Source organism: Pedobacter sp. MR22-3 (assembly GCF_026240075.1).
Lineage (GTDB): Bacteria > Bacteroidota > Bacteroidia > Sphingobacteriales > Sphingobacteriaceae > Pedobacter.
This window is the reverse complement of sequence record NZ_JAPIVF010000004.1, coordinates 22,108-42,170: the sequence shown is the minus strand read 5'-3', so window position 1 is coordinate 42,170 and position 20,063 is coordinate 22,108. Positions and strand designations below refer to the sequence as shown.

Here is a 20,063-nt window from a genome sequence, read left to right as displayed (position 1 = left end):
TCAACATGAAAAATAGATATTCAATTATATTGTTTGCCTTAGCAATTACTTTGGCGAGCTGCAGAAAATATGTGGAGATTGATCAGCTTTCAGTCAGGACACTAAAATATACTTCCGATTTCAGGAATACCATGAATAATAATAGTGTTCTGGAACCGACCTATTCTTATCCGATTCTTTCAGGTGATGATATAGAAATAACAGATGCAACAAGGCAAAACGCACTTGGCGATATTTTAGGCAATGTATACACCTGGGCACCAAAGTATACTTCAGAAAGTCAAAGCGATGCCGATTGGGACAAGCTATATAAAACCATTTATGTATGCAACCAGGTGTTAGACGGTGTTTTAGCATCTCAGGATGGGACGGAAGCAGAAAAGCAGCAGATTTATGCAGAGGCTTTGGTACACCGGGCATATACTTATCTGGTGTTGGTAAATACATACGGCAAGCAATATAATGCAGCCTCAGCATCAACTGACCTGGGCGTTCCGCTGCTGACCACACCAAATTTATTTGCTAAACTCAACAGAGCCTCTGTTGCCGATGTGTATAAGCAGATATTAAATGATTTAAGAATATCAATAAGTCGTTTGCCCGCGGTTGCAGCGTATAATGTACGCCCGGCGAAAGTATCAGGCTATGCCATATTTGCCAAAACATACCTCAACATGCGCGATTTTAATAATGCAGCGTTATACGCGGATAGCGCCCTGGCATTGCAAAGTGGCTTACTCGACTTAAAAACCTACGAAAATACACCTGTAGCCATTCCTATTAGGCTATTGAATCCTGAAATCCTGTTTTCCAAGATTTCAAATGTAGTTTACCCTGCTACTTCCCTAAGTAGTGACTTACTGACTTCCTTAGGAACGACAGACTTGCGCTATAAGTTGTTTTCAGATGTTAGAAGCAAGTTTGGCAATCAGTTTAGCACCTCCTTTACCGGAAGGGCATCCACCAAATACCTGATTAATGAATTTGTAATCAACAATGGCCCTACTGTGCCTGAAATGATGCTGATTAAAGCAGAATGTTTAGCCAGGGCTGGAAAAACTGCAGATGCAATGAGTTTGGTCAATAATTTGAGAATTAAGCGCTTTACAACGGCTAATTATGTTCCATTAACAGCGGCAAGTGCCGGTGATGCGCTTCGTATCGTTGTTGAAGAAAAAAGAAGGGAATTTTTTGGAACAGGGATGCGCTGGTTTGACCAGAAACGTCTGAATCTTGATAACGATTTCGCGATAACAAAGAATCGCAGTTTCAAGGGGGTTAATTATACTTTACAACCCAATAGCAACCTTTACTTATATCCTGTCGGAGATAAATACATTCTTCTGAACCCCGAATTGCAACAAAACCCTAGATAGAAAATCAATCCATGAAAAAACATTTTTTTAGAAAATGTATGCTACTGCTTTGCCCGTTTTTCGGGCAGCAGTTAGCTGCACAAACGGTAACCTGGCAGCCCGAAATACTAAAGCAAAACCAGAAAATCAGCTTTCAATACCAACCGAAAGGTGGCGATCTTGAATTTAGTGACGGGCCTAAAGCACTCGCGGCCGTATACAACGGTAACAAATGGACTACTGTCCCTGTTCAGTTAGCAAAAAAGAGCGACATCTGGACAGGAAACTATCAGCTTCCGGATCATGCCCTATTAATCGCTTTGAAATTTTATCAGGGTGATCTTCAAAATCCTGAAGCAGTTGACAATCAGAATGGTAAAGGTTATTACCATCAGGTTATGGATACTAAGGGAAAAATAATTCCAGGTACCTATCTGGCAGAAGCCGGTTTGAAAGCAGGCGCGACCGGCGATTGGACACTGAACAGCTTTGTTAGTCCTTCCAAGGACCAAAAGATGATTGATTCTTTGCTGCAAAAGGAAGAAAAGCTTTCTAAACGTATACCAAGGTCACTTCTGTTCAATTATCTCGATTTGAAGCAACTCATCATGCCTGCTGCTGAGTTCAGCGTAATGGCAGATAACCTGTTAAAGGGCGAACTAAAAAACGGAAATCTTAACGAACAGTTTTTAGCACAGGCACAACGCTATTACGATAAATTAAAAGATAAAAATGGTTCAGCAGCAGTAGAATCAGTTATTTTGAAAGATTACCCAAAAAGCAGCACGGCCAGGTTTTTAAGCTTCAGAAAAAATACGCAGGGAAAATACGGAAAGGATTTTGAAACAGGTGCTGAAGATTTTCTTAAGGCTTTTCCATACAGCGACTGGAAGAAATCGCCAGACAATCAGGGATATATTTACTATACGATATTCAGAAACCTGGCGACACAATACTTTGACGACGGGCAAAATGAAAAATTTTTAGGCTTATTTAAGGATATTGATTTTAAAACTGCCAACGAAATCTACCGCTGGAACATCACCCGAAATCAAATGGCGGGAAAAAGCGATCAGAAATTACTTTATAACGATAGCCGCATAATTATTCCTTATCTGCTGGAAAGACAAAAGGACAAATCTTATTCAGGCGATTTCGATGATGCCGAAAAAGCTCAGGAAAATGCGAATAATCAAATGGATGATCGCTTATTTACGCACATTGCCCTTGCAAATGCCCAGGGTGATTATGCCGGGGCAAACCAGTACTTCAAATATTTATCAGAAAAAGGCACTTTCGGAAATGCGGATTTAAATGAAATGCATGTTAATGTGTTAGAAAAACTGAACGATACCAAAGCCATTAAGCCCTTATTGGAATCGAGCGTGGCTGCCAATGCCGTAACGCCGGTTATGTTTACCAAACTTAAGGATTTGTATAAAAGCGAGCATGGCGGTAAGGAAGAAGGCTATGAGCATTACCTTGCCGGTTTAACACCATCAGACAAGAAAAATGAAATGAAGGTGCATGTAATGGCGAACATGGTTAACTACCCGCTTACGCCATTTAGTTTAGAAAATGCCGATGGTAAAATGGTTAATTCTAAAGATTGGGCAGACCAGATTGTGGTGATTGACTTCTGGGCAACATGGTGCAGACCATGCATTGAGGCTTTCCCGGGTATGCAACTTCTGGTTGACCAGTATGCTAAAGATCCGAAGGTTGCCGTATATATGATTGGTACCATGCAGTTTGGCGATTATAAAGCCAAATCTGTAAACTATGTAAAAAGTCAGGGCTTTCGTTTCAATCTTTTGCATGATGCTATTAGTCAGACAGGGACACAGGATCAAGTATTTAAGAGCCTTTTACCATTGTTTAAACAGTCCTCTATCCCACGCAAAATCATCGTAAAAAACGGTGTTGTACGCTACAGTTCAGAAGGATATTCCGGTAGTCCGAGCCAGTTACGCGATGAATTATCTACCGCGATTGAGATTTTAAGAGCAGAGAAATGATGATAAGAAAAACGATAATTACAGCCTTTTTTTCCTTTTGGATTGGGCTTTCTGTTCAGGCACAGATGAATCCGAAGATTAAGCTGCAGGATGCCTTAAAACTGATCCAGGATAACTATGTAGATCCGGTAAATGATGAGCAGGTTGTTGATGCGGCCATTAAAGCGATGTTAAGCAGCCTCGATCCGCATTCCAGTTACATCAGCCGGGAAGAAATTGAAGCCATGAATGAGCAAATGACCGGTAGTTTTGCCGGTATTGGGATCTCATTTGCCATGGTGGCTGATAGCACCTTTATAACGGGTATTAATTCTGATGGCCCGGCGGCAAGGGCAGGTTTGCAGGTAGGCGACCGGATTAGTACGGTTGACGGCGCCTCCATTTTCGGCAAAGGTTTAAGAAACCAGGATGTGATGCGACTGCTGCGGGGTGAAAAAGGGAAGGCTGTTAAGTTAGGCATTATGCGCAAGTTGCAAACCGCACCGCTTGAATTTAATGTGATGAGGGAACAGATTGCTGATCTCTCCATCAATACCAGTTACATGGTCAGCAAAAATATAGGCTATATTTCGTTGGCTATATTCAGTCTGTCAACCAGGAGAGAAATGGATGCAGCACTAAAGAAGTTAAAGGCTTTAGGCATGACCAAATTAATCCTGGACTTACAATCTAACGGAGGCGGACTTGTTGAAGCTGCTATCGGTGTAGCGGATGAATTCCTTCCGAAGGAGAAACTGGTTTTCTATTCGGTAACCAACTCCGGTGTAAAAGATAACTATATGACGGGTGGTTTTGGCCAGTTTATGACAGGCGATCTGGTGGTTTTGATTGATGAGTCAACAGCTTCATCAAGCGAAATATTAACAGGCGCTTTACAGGATTGGGACAGGGCAGTGGTCATCGGTAGAAGAAGCTTTGGTAAAGGCATCATGCAAAAAGGCCTTGAGTTAAGCGATGGTTCTGTAATCAAACTGACAGCTGCACGCTACTACACGCCATCGGGCAGATCAATTCAAAAGTCTTATGCTAAAGGTAAAACAGATTACTTTGAAGATTTTAACAGGCGTATGGCCTCTGGTGAACTGACTGAAGGCGGGCACATCAACTTTCCGGATTCTTTAAAACATACCACCCTCTTAAATAAAAGAACGGTTTATGGCGGAGGCGGGATTATGCCCGATAAGTTCATACCAATTGATACGGCGATTTACAGCGCATGGTTAAATAAATTGATGAACAGCGGGCGGGTAACACAGGCGGCTTTCAATTATGTACAACAAAACCGAAAAAGCTTAACAGACAAATATGCTGACTTTGATGCTTTTGATCATTCCTTTAATATAGAGGAGCAAATGATTGATCAGATCATGACCAGTGCGATTAAGCAGGGGCTTAAACTTCCGCCAGTAAGCGATAAGGTAGCAAGAAAAACCATTGCTGTAGAATTAAAGGCAGAGATGGCCGATATGCTCTATCTGGGTAAAGGCTATGCGCTTCGTGTTCGAAATGAAGCGAGTACGGCCTTTAGTACAGCATTAGATATCCTAAATAACCAAAAGATTTATAATCAATTCCTGGAAGCAAAACCTTCTAAAAATACAACCGCTCCATCCAAAATCACGAAAAAATAATCTATAAACCATGAAAAAAACAGTATTGGCAGCAACATTAGTGATAAGTGCTTTTGTTGCCTCTGCACAAACAGGCTATGTGATCAAAGGCCAGATCGGCAAACTGGGCAAACCCGCAAAAGCCTTTCTCTTAACTAAACCGGAAGGGAAGGAAAAACTAGATTCAGTAGAACTGGTTAACGGGGCTTTCACCTTTAAAGGTTCAGTGCCTTCACCAATGGAGGCTACGCTTCGCTTAAAACACGACAAATCCATCGATACACCCGGACGACGGATTAAAATTGATGGTATGGCCATCATTTTAGGAAACGAAAATATTACCATTACCGGGAAAGATTCCATTAAAACAGCTACAATCAAAGGTTCAACTTTAACCGATGAAAGTAAAAAAGTTGATGCCTTTTTAAGTCCTATTTATGGGAAACTGAAAGCCCTGGATAAAGAATTTGCTGATCAACCAGAAGCTAAAAAACAGGATAGAACCTATATCATGGACCTGGAAAAACGAGCAAAAGTGATCGAGAAAGAGATTTTTGATGCCAAAATTAATTATGTGAAGCAAAATCCCAATAAGTATATGGCTTTGATGGCGCTTAACTCCACATTAGGTCCGGGTTTCGACGCCGTAGAGATGGAGAAAATCTTCGCCTATATTTCTCCTGAACTCAGGACTTCTTTTTTAGGAAAGCAGGTTGCTGAACGTATTGCTAGCTTTAAAAAAACGCAGGAAGGTGTGGAGGCACAGGATTTCTCCCAACCTGATGTGGACGGTAAAATGGTTAAGCTTTCCGACTACAGAGGTAAATATGTGCTGATTGACTTCTGGGCATCATGGTGTGCACCATGCAGAAGGGAAAACCCGAACCTCGTTAAAGTATATGAGCAATATAAATCAAAAGGATTTGAAATTTTAGGTGTTTCACTTGATAAGGCTGCCGATAAAGCAAAATGGCTTAAAGCCATTGCTGATGATAAATTGACCTGGAAACAGGTTGGAGATTTAAAAGGCTGGGAAAATTCAGCTGCAGCTCAATATGATGTTAAGGCCATTCCGATGAATTTTCTGATTGATCCAAGTGGAAAAATTATTGCCAAGGAACTTCGCGGCCCTGCGCTCGAAGCGAAAATAAAAGAGATTTATGAAAATAAATCTAAGTAAAATTTTTTTTAGTTAATGATGACGAATGCAGGTTGATGGATGTCGCCTGCATTTTTTTGTTCTATTGGTTTAAATATTCCGGAACAGACCAGGTGGTTTACCTTGTTATTAATGGCTAAAATTAGAAAATCTACTTTTTTCCGCTGATTTGTATAAAAGGCCTCACCATCTTTTGGCCGTCTGCAGCTATCAATTCTTCCGTCATTTGTTTCACTTCGATGGTTTCAAAGCCAGATATTCTGAAGAATGTTTTCAGCTCGTTAAGTTCATAAAATTTAAAATCCGCTTGCGTCCAGGGTAAATCTCTTCCAAATTCTTTTTCGATAAAAGTCAGATTGAATAGTCCGCCAGTACGCAAAACCCGGTAAATCTCTTTAAAAATGAGTACCGGTTGTGCCCAGAAATAAACGGTATTGGCCATAAAACAACAATCAAAAAAGCGATCCTCAAAATTTAATTTTCCATCATTTGGTAAGGTTATCAATTCGCCGTAGCCATCATTTTTTTTAAAAAATTCAACTGATTTAGTTTGTTCCTTCACTTCTTCAGAAAACTGTATGCCATAATAACCAATCTCCTTGGCCTGTTGTAAGAGGAATGGCAGGTGGTGGTTGTTTTGCCGGTCAATCTCAAGTACAAAAGAATGGTCAGACAGGTTAAGCGCTTCTATCGTTTTATAAATGGCGGTTTGAGGTTTTGGTGATATGCCCTGTTTGTTTTTTCTGGCTGGTTTATGCGCAATAGCTGCTATTTGTTGGCTCTTCTTTTTATAATCAGTTGACTTTTCCATACGGCATTGTGAATCTCTTTCCATCAAAAAATTACTTTGTGCTTTAATTATTGAAATATAAATTGATCTGCAAAAGTGAGTATTGACAGCTTAAACGATTTACATAAAAAGGATTCTTTTTTGCAAGAAATGTAAATTTTAAAAATCATTGGGGTATAGTTCCGTTTTTTTTATCATTATTGCCCATATGGGGATTAATGTTGGTAAAGATTATGGCGCCTGGAAAAACGTGGGTGGGCGTTTTGAGCAGTTTCCAGATGAGAAACAGGTTATCAAGGAGCGCAGAAATCAATATAGTTTTTCTTTTAGTGAGGCTGAACTGGTACAGATGAGCACGCCAGACCTTTATATTGTATATGGTGATATTCGCTTCAAGCAAAATCAGATCTATTTCAGCCCGGGCCGTGATGTTCCGGATATGGTTAAATTGCGCTTCACCTTATCAGGAAGTGCAAGGATATACAACCAGGTGAATAAGAAACAATATGATTTTAACGCGAACCAGCAAAACATTATTTATATGCCTGAACTGGATGGTACCGGTGTGTATGATACCAACCAGAATTACCGTTTCTTTGAAGTGCATTTTGCTAAAGAAAAGTTCCTGCAGCTCGCTGAAAACTCCAATCAGGCCCTTCAGGTTTTAGCTGATCATCTGGATAGCGGGCGTTATGCGCAAATTGCTGAACAGGATCTTCCGGTTTCCTGGGCCATGCAAAACTGTATGCAGGAAATTCTACATTGTCAATACACCGGCGGATTAAAACTTCTTTTCATTGAATCAAAATGCACAGAATTACTGGTGCTCCAGGCCGAATCTTTTGAAAGGGCAGTGGCTAAAAAAAATAATTTACCATTGCCGTCTGCATACGATAAGGACTGTATCTATTTTGCCAGGGATTATTTAATTAAACATATTCATCAACCGCCATCTGTTGCAGCTTTAGCCAGGATCTGTGGTATAAACGAGTATAAACTGAAACAGGGATTTAAAGGCCTTTTTGATAAAAGCATATTCGGTTATCTAAATGATCACAAACTGCAGCAGGCCAAGGAAATGCTGCTGGAGGGGACACCCATAAAATCTGTTGCATTTCAATTGGGCTATTCATCCGTCCAGCATTTCAGCAATGCATTCAAGCAAAAGTTTGCCGTTTCACCTGGAAAGGTGAGGAATTAACGATTAAATCATTGATGACCAGTTAATGTCTTCATTTTGGCAGGCAGAAAGACTGAAGTATTTGTGGAAGAAACTTGCACCCCTTTTAACTTTATCCCGATCTGATAGCGCCACTCACCAGGGCTGAAAGCATGGTTGCCATTTTGATGGCTGCGGTATTTTAGCGTGAATAAACTTACTTGCCTGATTTTCGTTTCTTCGGCTGACTTTTATTATACCACATGATGAATCCCGTTACCGGCATTGTGGCGCAAATAAGAGAAATGATAAAAGCCAGTATTTTAGAAGGCATTCCGGCATAGGCACCAGTATGTAAGTCGTAATTCATGCTTCTGAATTTCTCTCCGCCAATAACCGTTTTATCATTATACTGCATCAGCAATTTTCCGGTATTCCGGTCAAAATAGTACCACTCAAAAAGGTGTGTTCGGTTTTTGGCCAGCCTCACCTGCACATCAAGCGGGTCGGTTACTTTTTCCCTGAAACGGATGGAAAAAAGATCCGCAGTATGGTGTTTGGTCAGTAAATTCTCCACTACACGATCTGTTGGCAGGGCAGGGTAAGCACTATTGGCTGTTGATGCCGGAATACTTCGCTTTTTGACCGTTTTAGCACCGTTTGCCAGGTATTGTACCGACTGATCTGCCCATGAAAAAGCGAAAACAAGTCCTGTAATACAGATCAGCATGGCTGGGATCAGGATATAAAACCCCATTACATTATGCAGATCATAATTAAAGCGCTTTTTTCCAACTCCTGATTGCAGCAATAAGCCCTTTTTGAAACCTTTTTTTGTCCATTTCCTGGGAAACCATAACACCAGGCCACTCAATAATAAAATAAAAAAACATGCCGCGGCTATTCCCGTAATCATGGTGCCGATGGAATCACCAAGCAGTAAATTCATATGCAGATTCAGCACCAGTTGAAAGAATTCATTTTTGGTGTTTTCCACATACATCACCTTGCCAGTATAGGGGTTAACGTAAACACGATAATAATATTTGTACTGCTTCCAGTAACCGAAAGCCTTTTTATTGGTCGCGGATGCGCGAAATACCCAGCTGCGGTTTTTGCCCGGATAAATTTCTGCCCGGGAAATCTTAACGCCTGGTTTCAGCGCATTCTGTGCAGCACCACGCAGTTGAGTAAAACTTAAAAAACGATCGTTTGGCCTGTTTTCAACATATAATCTGTCCCGGTAAAAAAATGCTTTAAGTTCATCTGAAAAAACATTGATACAGCCCGTTATACTCACGATGAAAACAACCAGACCAGTAATTAGGCCCATCCATTTATGTAACCAGAAAAACGATTTCCGAAGCATTACTAAAAAGAATAATTTAAGTTTAAACTCATGGTTGCGCCAATGCCACGCACATACTCTGCATCAATGGCACGGTACTGGCTGACTACTGGATAATATGAGTTATTCAGTAAGTTTTCTACACCTAAACCAGCAGACCATTTCTGACTGAAGCGGTAGCCTGCAGAAAGGTTAAAAAGACTGACCTCTTTTACATCACCCTCACTGTTGGCAAACAAGCCATTGGCACGTACATCAAAGCGGTCGCGGCTTCCGGTATATACCCAGAATAATTTCAGGTCAAGTGCTGATACCGGACGATAAGTCAGGTAAGCCGTTGCTTTAGGCGGAGCAATACGTAACCCATTCATGTAAACTTTGGTACCATTGGCTTGTTCTGCTTTTCCTTCTGTATAAGCATAACTGCCTCCAAGCGCCCATTGCGGACTGAAGTTTAAGTCTGCCGTAATTTCATAGCCCTTTATTTTTTCCGGCTCACGCTGTGGTACCAGAAAGCCACCCACATCTACCAGGTTTGCGCCCAGTTTTGAGGTGCTGATGAAATAGGCGGCTGTTACATTTAAAATTCCTAACCTGCTACTGAAACCAGCTTCATAATTATTGGTGATGATCGGATCTGTTGCAATACTTTCCAGCGTGCTGCTGGTAGCTGTTCGCAGGATCCGGCCCAGTTCGTTGATGGCAAAGCCTTGTGAAAAACTAACAAAGGGGTTAAAAATGTCATATTTGTTGTATCTTAAACCAGCATTAAAGGTGGTGGCACGATAAGGAATTTTTCCACCACTTACCGGGATACTTCCCTGCCCGTTAGGTCCGCGGGCAATGGTATTAAAATCTTTTACTTTAACAGTCGCATTTTCATATCGGATGCCTGCTTTCAGGATGAAATTGGTGAGGATATCAAATTTCATCTGGGCATAAGGTGCTATATTGAGCATGTTCATATCAGGGATGTAAACCCTTCCATCCGTTAATACCTGGTTGGTGCGGTCATTTAATACATCCAGTCCATAGGTTAATTCACCATTGCCCAAACTTCCGGCTTTCCATGGCGTATTTAATGTCAGCCTGACGCCTCTTTTAAAGGATTGTATTTTGGTTTGACCGGGGCCATACCAGGCTGTTCCCTGCGCAACATATCGGTTCATGGAAACAAATCCATTATAATAGGCGGAAAGGTCCAAGCTGCTCGATAGGGGTAAGGCCGTGTTGCGATAAGCCACCAATACATTATGATTATAAGGGGTGCCTGCCGCCTCGCCTGGATCATCACCTTTTTGCCCTACTGACGGGGTAATGCCATATTTGCCAACTACATTTACATAATCACTGTTTTGTACACTTCTGAAAAGGTTATAGGAAGCCACCATTTCGCTATGAGCATTGGGCTTGTAGGCCAGTTTGATAAAGGCATTATACAATGAATTTTCTCCAAGTCCGTCAGGCTGGGCAATGACATTCCCATCTGCGTCTTTCTGTACACCGGTGTAATTGTAAGTGCCGTTAACTACATATGAAAACTTGTTTATTGTGCCTGAAAAACCTTGTGAAAAACGGTATCCCAAAGTATTGGAGGGATGGGCTAAATTACCACTTATTCCCATGCTCGAAGTACTGCTTAAAGTTTGATCAGTATTTGGTTTTTTAGTGATGAAGTTAATAATACCGCCTGCAGAGCCATTCCCGTATATGGAGGTTGCCCCCTTGATTACCTCAATTCTTTCAATTACGGATGGATCAAGCGTTCTGATATCACGACTACCATTCATCAAAGGAGTGGATTGAGGAATACCATCAATTAAAACCAATACCTGCCTGCCCCTTAGGGTTTGCCCCGAATTGGTTGCTTTATTATTTGAAGTTCCAAGGCCAGGAACGGTATTACCAAGTATGGCGCTAACAGATGGGTTAACGTTTAATTGTTCTTTCACATCACGTGCGTTCAAAATGGTTACAGAAGATGGTACATCTTTCAAACTTTCAGCTTTCCTTCCTGCTGTTACAATGACTTCATTTAGGGCGTTTGCTGGTTGAAGTACGAAAGCGATGTTAAGAGTGGAATCACTGATCAGTGCAACATCCTGTTTTAAAGTTTCGTAGCCGATCAAGCTGATGGATAAACTGTATTTGCCAGATGATAATGTCTTTAAAATAAATTTTCCGTAGGTATCGGTCTGGCTCTTTTTTCCATTACTGAGGCTTATCGTTGCATTTGGCAAGGGTTGTCCTTCTGTATCTTTTACCGTACCGGATATAGAGGCATTGATCAAATCATTCTGCTGTGCCGTGGAATTTAACGGAATAAGCAAAAATAATATAAAAGAAATTAGGAGTGTAGACGGACTAAAAGGTAATAAGTAGGAATAGTTTCTGCTAAACATTTTCAGTAATGGCTTAAATAGGGAATATTGATATTAAATGTAATTTTTGCAAATATATCCTTATTTAGACTGAATACAAACTGTTTAAGGAAATCACTGGCAGACTTTAATTAAAAACCACTTCTAACCGCTTAGAAGATAAGAATGGGACTCAACAACATAATTTTTCTATTGAGGTTTTCCTTTTAAGAGAAAGTTTCCAACAGGCAGATAGGACGCGTTGTAACAAAACTGTTCGGCAATGAATACTTAACATTAGGTTAATACACGGTGTGGTAATTTTGTGGTAACCAATGGTAAGTAAATGTAAAATCAACAAACAAGCTCTGAAAGCTTTATCTGCCTTTCTCAGCAGGATGATGAGAGAAGATGAAAAACATAGACAATGTTCTGAGTTCATCTATTTTGCAGGATGTCCATACTTACCACTGGTACAGCGCTCCATTAAAAAAAACAAGATATTGATTCTGCGAATTGAAAAATAGATGTCTGAAGGTGAGTTACACCTTAAACCCTGCAGTTGGTTACCCGTTTTGATCAGGCTAAAAAACAATATGAATACGAAGTAAGTGAAAATGTTGAGGATAAGCAGGCAGTGGGCACACCGTACCAGATACCACTTGCCACAGATACTCGTTTTAAGATCATAAATAAATATAATGGATACCCGTAGAGATTTTATAAAAAAGGCAGCCCTGCTATCAGGCGGTGCTGCCTTATCCGGCATGTTGCCTCCAGCCATACAAAAGGCGCTTGCCATCGACCCTGCCATTGGAAGTACCTTTTATGATGCAGAGCATATTGTTTTCCTGATGCAGGAAAACCGCTCTTTTGATCATGCTTTTGGCATGATGCAGGGGGTGAGGGGCTTTAACGATCCACGAGCGATTACTTTGGCCAATCAGAATAAAGTCTGGCTTCAATCCAATAAAGAAGGTGAAACCTATGCACCATGGCACCTGAATATCAAAGAAACCAAAATTGCCTGGATGGGTTCAACGCGACATAACTGGACCGATCAGACTGATGCAAGAAATGGTGGCAAATATGACCGGTGGCTGGATGTAAAAAAGGCATATATAGCAACATATGCCCATATGCCGCTTACCATTGGCTACTGCAAAAGGGAAGACTTTCCCTTCTACTATGCACTGGCCGATGCCTTTACCGTTTGCGATCAGAATTTTTGTTCTGTTATTGCAGGAACACACCCCAACCGTTTTTACTGGATGACAGGAACAGTAAGGGAAAGCAATAAGCCAGAAGGCGTAGCGCACTTATGGAATAACAGCAATTATGATAAACCAACATTAAACTGGAAAACCTTTCCGGAGCGCCTCGAAGAAAATGATGTATCATGGAAAATTTACCAGAATGAATTAACCATGGGCTTTGGTCTTAATGGAGAGGAAAGCTCCTGGTTGAGCAATTTCGGTACCAATGTGATGGAATATTTTCAGCAATATAATGTTCGTTTGCATCCGGGAGCAATTGCTAACCTGACAGAAAAGAAAGCCTTGCTGCTGAAACAAATTGCAGAAGCTGCGAAACAGCCACTTACTGAAGAGGAGCAAAATAAAGTAGAGGCCATCAGAAAATTGCTGGCAAAAACAGAAGAGGAAATGAAAAGTTATACCATGGAAAATCATGCTGACTTATCTGACCTGTCTAAAAACTTAAACGCAAAAGCCTTTGGAATTAATTCAAATGATCCTGATTTTCACCAGTTAAGTCCTTTAAAGTATGATGAAAATGGTGTGGAAAGAGTGTTGAATATTCCTAAGGGAGATATTCTTCACCAGTTTCGTCAGGATGTGGATAATGGAACCTTGCCTACGGTTTCCTGGTTAATGACCCCGGCTAATTTCTCTGATCATCCGGGCGTGCCATGGTTTGGGTCATGGTTTGTAAGTGAAGTAATGGAAATCCTGACCAAGAATCCGGAGCAATGGAAAAAAACCATTTTTATCATGACTTACGATGAAAATGATGGTTATTTTGATCATGTACCGCCTTTTGTGCCGCCACATCCTTTTAAAAAAGATGCGGGAAAGGTATCGGATGGAATTGATACCTTATTGGATTATGCAGCGAAAGATCAGCAAACCAATCCCTCTACAAAAGAAAGTAATATCAGGGAAAGCCAGATTGGCCTGGGCTACCGCGTGCCAATGGTAATTGTTTCGCCATGGACCAGAGGCGGTTTGGTATGTTCGGAAGTGTTTGATCATACTTCTTCACTTCAGTTTCTCGAAAACTTTATTCAGAAAAAGTATAATAAAAAAATCGTGGAAGAGAATATCAGTCCATGGCGGAGAACGATTTGCGGAGATTTAAGCTCGGTTTTCAGGCCCTATAACGGTGAAAAGATTACCCATCCCACCTTAATGGAAAAAGAGCCTTTTATGCAAACCATTTATTCTGCTAAATTCAAAGAGCTTCCTGATAATTACCGTAAATTAAGTCAGGAAGAAATTAAGGTAATTAATACGAATCATCGCCTTTCACCATATTTTCCGCAGCAGGAAAAAGGAATCCGGGCGGCCTGTGCATTACCCTACGAACTTTATGTTAGTGGAAGGCTAAAAGGAGATCATTTCCAGCTTCAATTAAGTGCCGGCAATACCGCATTTGCTAAAAAGGCAGCAGGTTCGGCTTTTACAGTATATGGTATGAAGCCATTTAAGGGAGAACAATTAAAAGTATGGGATTATACCGTGAAAGCTGGTGATAAGTTAACGGACGAATTTGCCCTGGCAGATTTTGAAAATGGCCATTATCATTTAAAAGTTCATGGCCCTAACGGATTCATGAGAGAGTTTGCCGGTGATCAGCATAATCCTGCCCTGTCAGTAGCTTGTACTTACGAAAATCAGGCAGGAAAATTAACGGGTAATATCATGTTGTTGATCAGAAATACCAGCCGGCAGGCAGTAGTTGTAACTTTGAATGATTTAAGTTATAAAACCGGAAATAAAGTGATTAAAGTTGCTGCAGAAAGTACAGTAAATTATCTGGTTGATTTGACTAAAAGTTATAATTGGTATGATTTCAGTATCAGCGTAGCGGGAAAAAAGCAATACATCGAGCGTTATGCAGGCAGGGTAGAAACCGGCCGTGTGGGCAAAACCGATCCCTTAATGGGTGGTGTAGTATAGCATTTAAATAAATACTGCTGTGGTGATGGAAATTTAATGTTAAGGAATGGCTGTTCATTATCGGCAAACGATTTTCGCTGGCGGGTGTTATACTATAAAAGTAGATCAATTGGAAAATTCACGCCCTCAGGACCTGGCCGTCCTGGTACATGATAAGCTCAGGCTCACGAAGCAAAAATTCCCTCTTCCTGATTTTCAGGTGCTTTCTGATTTTTTTGACTGCTTGTTTTATTCAAGCATGTGTAAGGAAGAAAGTGATCTGATCAGGGTTACGGTAACTTTTATTGATCCATCCAACCCGGATCCGGCACCTCCGACACATATTGTTCCCGAAAGATGGAGTTGCATCGCCTTTGAGCATCCATTAAGCATGGATACCAAAACCCTGGCCAAGCTTTCAAAGGCTGCCGACCCTGCAAGTTCATCCCTTGCGGTTTATTATGATGAAAATGGCAAGCTTTATATTTGGGGAATGATTGATCAGGCCATGCATTATCAGAACTTCCTGAATTATGAATCTGATACCGGTTCCGAACAGCCGGGATTATTCCAGGTGGCAGTAAGTGATATCGGAACCTTGCATGTGCTTTTTGATTATGAACTGCTGGCTACATTAAAGCAAAATATTTTGGTTAAGCGCTACCTGGATGTGCTGACCATCGGGCCGATATCAAAGATACTGAGAAAGAATGCGGAATTTTTAAAGGTTAACCTTCGTGAATATCTTGAAAAAGAACATCCGGAGGAACAATATGCCGAGTGGGAAGATTTTTTGGACGGGCTGTGGATACAAACTTTTTCCAGGCTCCTCCTCAAGATTCAGAACTATCAGCATGGCGGCGCGATCTTGCTGGCGGATGACAGTGCCGACCTGGATGTAAAGTACCGGATACATTATGAACGGCTGACGCTGGCCATGGTTGCACATGCCAAGGCTGCTGTAGATAATTATGTTTCTGAAAATATCATTGAGGGAGGCATGCATACCGGCAAAAGAACCATCAGCAAGGATCTGTACCTGCGCGAGTCGGCATCTTTTTATCATAAGAAAGGAACAGCCGATGAAATCAAGGGAGCCATAGATTTCATTGCTTCACAGAGTTGTGTGGATGGGGTTGTGCTTTTTAACAGAAGCATGGTAACCAATGGCTTTGGTGCGGTATTACGGGCCAAGAAGATGCCGCGCAAAATTTATGTTTCTTCTACCGCTACGGCTACACCCAAGTCGCTGGAAGCACATGATCCGCGTTACTATGGAACCAGACACCGCTCTATGATTGCATATTGCTGGAACCATCCCACAGCTTTGGGGCTGGTGATTTCACAGGATGGTGATATCCGTGCGTTTTCAAAGATTGAAGATAAATTAATCATGTGGGAAAACATCAAAACGCAGCAATACCTCACTACCAGATCTCAGGGTAGAAAGAAGTAGTCCGTTGATTCAGGTAAAATCCTGCGGAGATAAATCTATTTAAGCAAGGCTTATGGTTTTAACTTTTCCGCTTATCAGTGTACTCCATATCGTATAAATGGTTTGGCTGCATATAGATAACATCATGCTGAAAATCAAGGAAAGTATTAAAGCGTTTTAACACTTCATTGCCTAGGATATGAACATTGATGCCACGCATGGGTTTATTTTGCGTCAATAACTGTGCAGGTACGTTATTCAATTCAAATGCGCCGATTTTTAAAGTATTTAAGTTTGCTGTTACAACCGGGATTTCATTTTGACGGGTACCATGGATCATCACTTTTTTAATCACCTCCATTTTTTCTGTCGGGAACCGAGCTGCTTTTAACAGGTCATTATCCAGCATAACCGTTCGCTGGTAGCCCAAATCAAATAAAAACCAGTTTTTGTGGCTGATACCATTTTGGATGATTTTGCTTTCTATAAAAGGCCTGTCGTTAATGTAGCGGATATTGAATTTGGAGAATCTGTTATTTTTAATTACCGTTTTTGGTAGCCTGGAATGCACGATCATGAGGTTAAGGTCGTAATTTAGTTCTACAACCATCCCATCAAAAAGATCCCATCCCAGTAATCCATCTGCTTCATTGCCAACCACCTGTGTGTCGTAAATCTTGCTTTTGTAAATCTTCTGACCTACTTTGATTTCGTGGAAAGTATCATAAAGTTTTGGCTTTAACCTGACCTTTTGCCGTAGTACATCGGTAGTGAGTGACATTTCAGTTGCGCCACTGTCAAAATTCATCACTAATGAATCCGTTTTATTTAATACAATGTGAACCAGATTCGTATTATAGGCATTAACGAAAAAAGGTATAGAATCATGCACTTCAGGTGTTAGATTACTGAAGTTTTGAAGTGGACGTGCCTGAATTCGGGTCAGGCAGGAATCTTTACCCTTCAGCAATACCACAAAATCATGATGCCCTCCCGGTTTAAGACGAAAAGTAATGGAATCAACATCGGTTTTAAACTTTACTGTTTTGCTTTTGCTAAATTTGTTGGTGGTATAGGTATCGCGTGCAATTTTCGGGTTAATGCCCCAACCTGATACCGAATTGCCTTCTTCATAAATTTTGGCACTTTTGGCACCCGCCAGAACAATGGGTAATTTTTTTTGAGCTAAGCTGGATAAAGTAATGGAGGCAAGCAGTAAGGTGAGAATTGTTTTCATTGGAGAGCAGGTTGACAGAAGATGATCAACTAAAATAGGAAAATTAAAATAATATTGAAATTAATTTTGCTTGACACCTTAAGGAAGATTATCATAGTAGAAGTGATAAACTTTTTTAGACATTTTAACCAAAAAAAGCCTGAAAATATTGAAATTCTCAGACTTTTTGAGGCCAAAGGTTGGCGAATATGCTTGAATACGCTGTTTAGTTTGTAGTATTTTTTGTCTTTTACCGGGCGCATTGCATTGCAGGCCAATTGGCTGATACGTTATTTTCCAACAATTACAGCACCACCATCCGGTAACAATCTGATCTTCATCGTTTTTGATTTACCTAGCGTGTGGGTCAGTTTTTCAGGCTTTCTGTCTTCCTGGTCAGCGTACAGGGTAACCGTTTTTTCTGTCAGCATGGGCAAGGAGAGGTTTAAGGTTTTCGTCGTTTTTTCGGCGTTAATGGCGGTGATATACCACTGGTCTTTATGACGACGGGCAAGCACACAATATTTTCCCGGATAGCCATCTATCAAAACAGTTTCATCCCAGGTAGTGGGTACATGCTTCATAAAATCGATCACATGAGCAGGCACATCCGTTAAATTATTTGGTGTAATTCCGAAGTTTTGAATCGGACTTTGAAACAATACAGCAGTAGCCAGCTGAAAGGTTTCGGTAGTTTTTCTGATGGTACCACCAGAATTGGTTTTGTTATGGCGTTTGTTAAGTAAAACGGGTCCGAATTCCATGGCACCTACAGCATTACGGATAAAGGGATGTAAACTGGCATTAAAAGCTTCCATATCATTGGCGTGCTGTCCGAAAATTAAGTTTTCTGAGGCCAGTACCGCTTCACTTCCCGCGTAGTTTGGATACATTTTTTCCCAGCCCCTTGGAAGTGTACAACCGTGAAAAATCACCGTAATACCATAACTATTTGCATCAGCAAGAATATCCTCATATAATTTCATCGTTTCCTGTTTGTCGCCACCAAAGAAATCTACCTTAATTCCTTTAACTCCAATGCGCTGCATCCAGGCCATTTCTTCCTTACGTGCTACGGCGGTATTCATTCTGTTCTTAGGGCCCTGTGGTGCATCATTCCAAAAACCGTTTGAATTATACCAGAGTGCTACCGAAACATTTTTTTCAAGGGCATAAGCTGCGAGCTCTTCAATTTTTTTCCGTCCGATCTGCTTATCCCATAAACCATCAATTAAGGTAAATTCATAACCCATGGAAGCGGCCAGATCAATAAATTTTTTCTGATCTTCAAAATTCACACTATTGTCTTGCCAAAGCAGCCAGCTCCAGGTAGAGCGGCCAAAAGTATATGGTTTACTTGCCGCATATTGAGGTTCGACTACATCAAATGGGATAGTGGTTTCCACAATCGGCTTCAAAGTCCTGCCCACAGTAATGGTGCGCCATGGTGTAGCGCCGGGTAATGAAATGGTAGGATTGGCACGACCCATACCGTTATTTTCACCCGTTTCCGGGAATGCAATTTTATAATTTCCGTCTTTTGTGCCTTCGCTGAGTTTTGACCCGCAATAAGCACCGTTTACGCCGGTTTCTGAAAGTAAAACCCAGCCCTGGGTACCCACACGAAATAAAGCCGGAAAGGTATAACCTACACCATACTTAGAAGGCACACCCATTGGCGCATCTACTGTATATTCTTCTTCATAACTGGGTTTCGTTTTCATCCAGCCAATCATTGGCGTAGCCTGAGGGGTAAGAAAGGTGGTGGTAACAGATGGAAAATGATAACCACTGAGTTCCTCTTCAATGATCATGGTGGCAGTCTCTCCGGTTTGAGGAAGACCATAACGGAAAGCAATATCATGATTACTTACCCTGAAAATCACGTTCAGCTGGTTCTTGCCCGCATTCTTAAATGTACAGGTCAGCTCATTTGCCTGGTAATGAACACTGCTTTTTTTTATTTTAGGTTCCTGGTATGTTTGATCTATTTGGCGCGATGCTTTGCTTTCTAACTGAAGCTGCTGAGATAAGTCTGCTCCGGCTCCCCTGATACCTAATGGAGAATCAGTAAGCATTTGCTGCCCGTCTAGAGAAACCTGATAGAACAACTTGCCTTGATTTAACTTCAGTTGCACAGTTAACTTGCCATCAGGACTGGAAACCTGAAGATCCTGTGCATGGGTGTTAAACCAAAATAGTAACAAAATGCACGCTGAAAAAATGTTTTTAACGATGGTCATATTAGGAGGTTGATAAATTTTTTATAAAACGGATAGGGTAGGGATACTTGTTGCCTGGAATACTTTTTAATGAAATAAGTTTGCTGCAATACACCAATTGGATATATACAGCACTTCAACATCGTAAAAATGGGAAAGTAGACGTTAGGTTTTTGAAGCATGGTGATTATATCTGCTTATCCTTGGCAGCG

The 20,063-nt window shown here is 41.0% G+C and carries 12 protein-coding genes; 7 read left to right on the top strand and 5 right to left on the bottom strand.

Annotated elements, in window-relative coordinates:
• Positions 1 to 5: 5 nt before the first annotated feature.
• Genes OQ267_RS10150 through OQ267_RS10135 form a run of 4 tightly spaced genes read left to right on the top strand, consistent with a single transcriptional unit; the run spans position 6 to position 6,163 of the window.
• Positions 6 to 1,376, top strand: coding sequence for a RagB/SusD family nutrient uptake outer membrane protein (locus OQ267_RS10150; RefSeq protein WP_265835789.1), 1,371 nt, complete (start codon positions 6 to 8; stop codon positions 1,374 to 1,376).
• Between the two features lie 11 nt (positions 1,377 to 1,387).
• The gene (locus OQ267_RS10145; protein ID WP_265835788.1) at positions 1,388 to 3,373 is read left to right on the top strand and encodes a TlpA family protein disulfide reductase; all 1,986 of its coding nucleotides are present in this window, start codon (positions 1,388 to 1,390) and stop codon (positions 3,371 to 3,373) included.
• Positions 3,370 to 5,004: a S41 family peptidase gene (locus tag OQ267_RS10140; protein WP_265835787.1), complete on the top strand. Its 1,635-nt coding sequence runs from the start codon at positions 3,370 to 3,372 to the stop codon at positions 5,002 to 5,004. Before OQ267_RS10145 ends, OQ267_RS10140 begins: the two co-directional genes overlap by 4 nt.
• A gap of 10 nt (positions 5,005 to 5,014) precedes the next feature.
• A complete protein-coding gene (locus OQ267_RS10135) occupies positions 5,015 to 6,163 on the top strand; it encodes an AhpC/TSA family protein (RefSeq protein ID WP_265835786.1) in 1,149 nt (382 codons plus the stop codon).
• A 130-nt stretch (positions 6,164 to 6,293) separates the two neighbouring features.
• On the opposite strand, the gene OQ267_RS10130 is transcribed toward OQ267_RS10135, so the two are convergent.
• Complete coding sequence (locus OQ267_RS10130; protein WP_265835785.1) at positions 6,294 to 6,953, bottom strand: class I SAM-dependent methyltransferase; 660 nt, start codon at positions 6,951 to 6,953, stop codon at positions 6,294 to 6,296.
• A gap of 148 nt (positions 6,954 to 7,101) precedes the next feature.
• On the opposite strand from OQ267_RS10130, the gene OQ267_RS10125 reads away from it, so the two are divergent.
• Positions 7,102 to 8,133, top strand: coding sequence for a helix-turn-helix domain-containing protein (locus tag OQ267_RS10125; protein ID WP_265835784.1), 1,032 nt, complete (start codon positions 7,102 to 7,104; stop codon positions 8,131 to 8,133).
• 175 nt (positions 8,134 to 8,308) lie between these two features.
• Here the strand turns inward: OQ267_RS10125 and OQ267_RS10120 are convergent, their stop codons facing one another.
• Complete coding sequence (locus tag OQ267_RS10120; RefSeq protein WP_265835783.1) at positions 8,309 to 9,460, bottom strand: PepSY-associated TM helix domain-containing protein; 1,152 nt, start codon at positions 9,458 to 9,460, stop codon at positions 8,309 to 8,311.
• A 2-nt stretch (positions 9,461 to 9,462) separates the two neighbouring features.
• A complete protein-coding gene (locus tag OQ267_RS10115; RefSeq protein WP_265835782.1) occupies positions 9,463 to 11,841 on the bottom strand; it encodes a TonB-dependent receptor in 2,379 nt (792 codons plus the stop codon).
• Between the two features lie 659 nt (positions 11,842 to 12,500).
• Between OQ267_RS10115 and OQ267_RS10110 the strand changes: the two genes are divergently transcribed.
• Both OQ267_RS10110 and OQ267_RS10105 read left to right on the top strand, forming a co-directional pair.
• Positions 12,501 to 14,999, top strand: coding sequence for a phosphocholine-specific phospholipase C (locus OQ267_RS10110; protein ID WP_265835781.1), 2,499 nt, complete (start codon positions 12,501 to 12,503; stop codon positions 14,997 to 14,999).
• A gap of 46 nt (positions 15,000 to 15,045) precedes the next feature.
• The gene (locus OQ267_RS10105; protein WP_265835780.1) at positions 15,046 to 16,434 is read left to right on the top strand and encodes a putative sensor domain DACNV-containing protein; all 1,389 of its coding nucleotides are present in this window, start codon (positions 15,046 to 15,048) and stop codon (positions 16,432 to 16,434) included.
• Between the two features lie 58 nt (positions 16,435 to 16,492).
• Here the strand turns inward: OQ267_RS10105 and OQ267_RS10100 are convergent, their stop codons facing one another.
• Together OQ267_RS10100 and OQ267_RS10095 are read right to left on the bottom strand one after the other, a co-directional pair.
• The gene (locus OQ267_RS10100) at positions 16,493 to 17,650 is read right to left on the bottom strand and encodes a hypothetical protein (protein ID WP_265835779.1); all 1,158 of its coding nucleotides are present in this window, start codon (positions 17,648 to 17,650) and stop codon (positions 16,493 to 16,495) included.
• Positions 17,651 to 17,919: 269 nt separating this feature from the next.
• Entirely contained in the window at positions 17,920 to 19,872 is a 1,953-nt protein-coding gene (locus OQ267_RS10095) for a glycoside hydrolase family 97 protein (protein WP_265835778.1), read from the bottom strand.
• Positions 19,873 to 20,063 lie beyond the last annotated feature (191 nt).

Excerpts from the sequence above, each read along its gene's own strand:
- OQ267_RS10105 (WP_265835780.1), top strand. The coding sequence starts at position 15,046 with ATGGCTGTTCATTATCGGCAAACGATTTTCGCTGGCGGGTGTTATACT.
- OQ267_RS10145 (WP_265835788.1), top strand. The coding sequence starts at position 1,388 with ATGAAAAAACATTTTTTTAGAAAATGTATGCTACTGCTTTGCCCGTTT.
- OQ267_RS10110 (WP_265835781.1), top strand. The coding sequence starts at position 12,501 with ATGGATACCCGTAGAGATTTTATAAAAAAGGCAGCCCTGCTATCAGGC.
- OQ267_RS10120 (WP_265835783.1), bottom strand. The coding sequence starts at position 9,460 with ATGCTTCGGAAATCGTTTTTCTGGTTACATAAATGGATGGGCCTAATT.
- OQ267_RS10150 (WP_265835789.1), top strand. The coding sequence starts at position 6 with ATGAAAAATAGATATTCAATTATATTGTTTGCCTTAGCAATTACTTTG.
- OQ267_RS10095 (WP_265835778.1), bottom strand. The coding sequence starts at position 19,872 with ATGACCATCGTTAAAAACATTTTTTCAGCGTGCATTTTGTTACTATTT.
- OQ267_RS10100 (WP_265835779.1), bottom strand. The coding sequence starts at position 17,650 with ATGAAAACAATTCTCACCTTACTGCTTGCCTCCATTACTTTATCCAGC.
- OQ267_RS10130 (WP_265835785.1), bottom strand. The coding sequence starts at position 6,953 with ATGGAAAAGTCAACTGATTATAAAAAGAAGAGCCAACAAATAGCAGCT.
- OQ267_RS10115 (WP_265835782.1), bottom strand. The coding sequence starts at position 11,841 with ATGTTTAGCAGAAACTATTCCTACTTATTACCTTTTAGTCCGTCTACA.
- OQ267_RS10135 (WP_265835786.1), top strand. The coding sequence starts at position 5,015 with ATGAAAAAAACAGTATTGGCAGCAACATTAGTGATAAGTGCTTTTGTT.
- OQ267_RS10140 (WP_265835787.1), top strand. The coding sequence starts at position 3,370 with ATGATGATAAGAAAAACGATAATTACAGCCTTTTTTTCCTTTTGGATT.